The sequence below is a fragment of the Paenibacillus sp. P3E genome, from assembly GCF_001909045.1.
Lineage (GTDB): Bacteria > Bacillota > Bacilli > Paenibacillales > Paenibacillaceae > Paenibacillus_AQ > Paenibacillus_AQ helianthi.
This window is the reverse complement of record NZ_LVWH01000084.1, coordinates 1-2,488: the sequence shown is the minus strand read 5'-3', so window position 1 is coordinate 2,488 and position 2,488 is coordinate 1. Positions and strand designations below refer to the sequence as shown.

Here is a 2,488-nt window from a genome sequence, read left to right as displayed (position 1 = left end):
ATTAGAAGAAGGTATCTCATTATTAGAAAGCTGGGGGCATGATACCAAGGAAAATATACACCCATTTCTATCTAGGAACATTGGAGTATTAACTCAAAATATTAACTTTACCAGAAGCCCGGCATATCATAAAAGTTCACGCCTTGTTATTAATGTAGAGTCATTGTACATCGCATGTATGTTTGTAATTTCACGTAAACGTTTAATTTGATTCCATCTAAAATGACACTGTGCTCTAATATTAGGAAGCAAAGGAGTAACTGCAGAACTCATCTCTTTTCGTTTCTTTTGTGCAGAACTCACTGCTAAATCTCTAGCTTTATAATCTCTATTATCAAAGGGGAATTCTGGAAAAAGAAACTTTGAGAAGTAGTTTTGGCGATTTATATCAATCCTGTTCTTAAGCCATTTTGATACATTAAATAAGAAGGATTTATAGTATGAGATCAATGCTTGTCTTTGTCTGTCTGTGTGGTCTTCATAAATTTCACCAGATAAGTATTGATGAAAGTGTGTGTAGTTTAAATCTTCAATTTTTACCAGGTTAAATGCTTCAAAAATATCCATAAGTCGTTTATTTAAAGTAGACATCATTGTATTAATAGAGCCTGGAGATAACTTATGATCAGTAGCACACAGAACTGCTAAAGAAAGTTGATTTAACCATGGGCTTTGTAAACAGTTTTTGTAGATATAATTTAAACTTTGTTTATTTAAGGTATCCCACAAATACTCATTGTTCACATTTTTTAAATGAAGTATTTCATCATCAACAATTCCCAATAAATTCTTATACCATTCTTTCTCAACTAAACTCTCTGATGTCATTGTCTATTCCATCCCCTTATAAAACTCATTGATCCATTCAATCTCTTCAACTGGTAATATCTCTTCTGTTAGTAATATCGAATTAGTGAACCGATTACCCTCGATGTAACTTTGAGAACCTTTTAAATATTCTTGTTCATATTCCTGCATTTTTTTAGCCATATTTTCATGTATCTCTCTGAATGCAGCTTCATTAAAGTAATGTTCGTATACTTTTATAGTCTCAGGATCTTTCCACTTCATATAATTAATTAATTCATGCTTCTTCATTTCAATTTCTCCGCTATCACTAGCTGTATCATAAATATTTCTAATCATATTAGTGACAAACCAGTGTCGTGTTTTATGGATGTTCATTTTTATTTTGGCTTGAATAATGATTTTAGACCAATGAGAGTAGAAAGCCCTATAGTTATATGGATCACCTCTTCTAGTTAGAAAAATCACTTCACTATCGGAAAGTTTTGTGAAAGTATGTTTTTCATGAGCGTATTTCTTTCTCTCACTATTAACATATCGTATCAATAGTTTCAAAGTGTCTTGAGAAAATCTCAGGAACTTAATCCTCCTTTTCTCACTTCCTTTATTTAGGGTAGCTATCTCATATAGATTTATCCGTTGGCGATAATCTCCAATTGTTAACTCTAGTATTTCATTTATTCGAGCACCAGTTTCGAACAGCATTCTAATTATTACTTCATCTCTTAGAGACCAGCCAATATCGGAACCGGCTCTATAAAGGATATAAGGTAGATCTTGGTCAGCAATTATATTAGGCTTCCATTCATTTGCTACCAGTTTAAAATAGGAGTCTGATTGTTTTCGATACGAAGATTCATATGGTATTTCTGTTCCAGCTATTTTAGGTAGACGAGGCTTATTCTCACGCATGCTAGAAGGTTTAACCTTCCCAATGGTAATACTATAATCGGCATCAACCAAAGGATTTTGAAATTCGTATAATTTTAGCTGTAATACAGTTTTATAGAATGATTTGATAGCAGCTAAAAAGTGATTAATAGTCTGTGGACTCTTCTTTGTCATTATTACGTATTGGAAATTTTCTTTTGATCTTAATTTACAGCCCATCTGATAAACTAAGTAATCCTCGATCGCTGTTCGTATAGCCAAGTGACTATCAGACCACATGACTCGGGCACCTTGGTAATTACTACTTTTGGCAAGCCATGAAAAGAATCTTTCCAAAGTCATTAAATACGATAACGCAGAGTTCTCACTTATCTTTTTCTGTTGGGAATAATAAAACTCTGTCAAGGGTACACACGGTTCGTTTTCACTATTAAATACTAAGATAGAATACTTACTCTGAACGTTTATTGGACACTTGATATGATAATAATCGCTCGCAATAAATACCCCCTCCTTTGTGACACAATATATAACATGTTTTAAATTATATATTAAATTGAAGATATCATCTACTAAATATTACATTGTATTTTGTACATATGTACATAGTAAAATGAATTCTGTCCATTAAATAAATGTTACGCTTCTTTGCTTGGAATGACGTCGTCACCTGTTTCAATTGGATGTGTCCCTATCTTTATATGGGGTTATATGAGGTGCATACTGTGTGCCGAGTGAGGAAAAGTTTTATTCTTTTACTTTTGTAAGTACACCATCTTTATTTTCGTAC

General features: G+C 32.6%; 2 protein-coding genes. Both read right to left on the bottom strand.

Annotation, left to right across the window (positions count from 1 at the left end; translation table 11 throughout):
• Nucleotides 1-126: 126 nt before the first annotated feature.
• Nucleotides 127-828, bottom strand: a complete 702-nt coding sequence (locus A3842_RS08840; RefSeq protein WP_074101115.1) for a hypothetical protein — start codon at nt 826-828, stop codon at nt 127-129.
• Between the two features lie 3 nt (nt 829-831).
• Nucleotides 832-2,040 (bottom strand): tyrosine-type recombinase/integrase, encoded by a 1,209-nt coding sequence (locus A3842_RS08835; RefSeq protein WP_256701608.1) that lies wholly within the window; start codon nt 2,038-2,040, stop codon nt 832-834.
• Between the last annotated feature and the right edge of the window lie 448 nt (nt 2,041-2,488).